General features: G+C 60.1%; 1 protein-coding gene. It reads left to right on the top strand.

What is annotated here, in order from left to right; genetic code table 11:
• The first annotated feature begins 48 nt into the window (after positions 1-48).
• Positions 49-1,053 (top strand): IS30 family transposase, encoded by a 1,005-nt coding sequence (locus tag AC066Y_RS43235; protein ID WP_478279137.1) that lies wholly within the window; start codon positions 49-51, stop codon positions 1,051-1,053.
• Positions 1,054-1,060: the final 7 nt, after the last annotated feature.

The following is a 1,060-nucleotide window of genomic DNA, read 5'->3' on the forward strand; positions in this document are numbered from 1 at the left end:
CCCTTGGGTTCACGACACAAGTGCAACACCTGCTAGGGTGTTGTGGCGATGGGACAATGTTATGGCCAGCTCAGCCTTGAAGAGCGCGTTGAGATTTACCGCCTGCATGCAGGCGGTAAATCTCAAAACGATATTGCGTCTGCGCTTGGCCGCGCGACGTCGACGATAAGTCGGGAGCTGAAGCGCAACTCGCGGCCTACCAAGGTCTGGAAGAGCGGTTACGAACCTGTCCGGGCTCAACAATTGGCCGAACGTCGGCGACGGCAGGATGGCCGTTTCAAGCTGGCGCGCCAGCCGGCCCTGCGGGACTGCGTCGGCAAAAGCCTTGCGATGGGACATTCGCCGGAGCAGATCGCTGGTCGACTGGCGCGGGAACATGGTCGCGTCATGATCAGCCACGAGTCAATCTATCGTTTCATCTATCATCGTACCGCCCAGAAGGATTACTGGCACCGCCTGCTGCCGCGCCATAAACTCAGACGAGGGCGCCGGCGACGCCCAGGCGGCAGCCCTGCCAGCTTCATTAAACAACGGCGCTCGATCGATGAACGACCCTCCGAGGTCGAAGGCCGCGGGACGCCGGGTCATTGGGAAGCCGACTTCATGCTGTTCGCGCGATATGGCCAAGGATTGCTGGTTCTCCACGAGCGACAAACCCGCTTCAGCATCGTGCTGCACCCACGCGATCGGAAAGCTGTCCTCACCGCTCGGACCATCGCCCGTCAACTCGGCAAGCTTCCACAGGCGATCCGTAAAACCATCAGCTTCGACAACGGAACCGAGTTCGCCGAGCATCACAGGCTTCACAACGCCCTCGGCGTCCAAACCTTCTTCTGCGATCCCCATAGTCCCTGGCAAAAAGGCGGCGTGGAAAACTCCATCGGGCGCTTACGACGCTCTCTGCCACGCAAAACCGACCTCCGGTACATCACGGCAGCCGCCCTCAGGCGGCTCGCTCAGCGCCTCAACGATACCCCACGCAAATGCCTGGACTTCAAGACACCCGCCGAGGCATTCTCCAAGCTCAAATCAATCGTTGCACTTCAAACGTGACTCCATC

The sequence above is a fragment of the Bradyrhizobium sp. USDA3010 genome (assembly GCF_056429065.1).

Bases quoted from the DNA above. Each gene is read 5' to 3' on its own strand.
- AC066Y_RS43235 (WP_478279137.1), top strand. From the start codon at position 49: ATGGGACAATGTTATGGCCAGCTCAGCCTTGAAGAGCGCGTTGAGATT.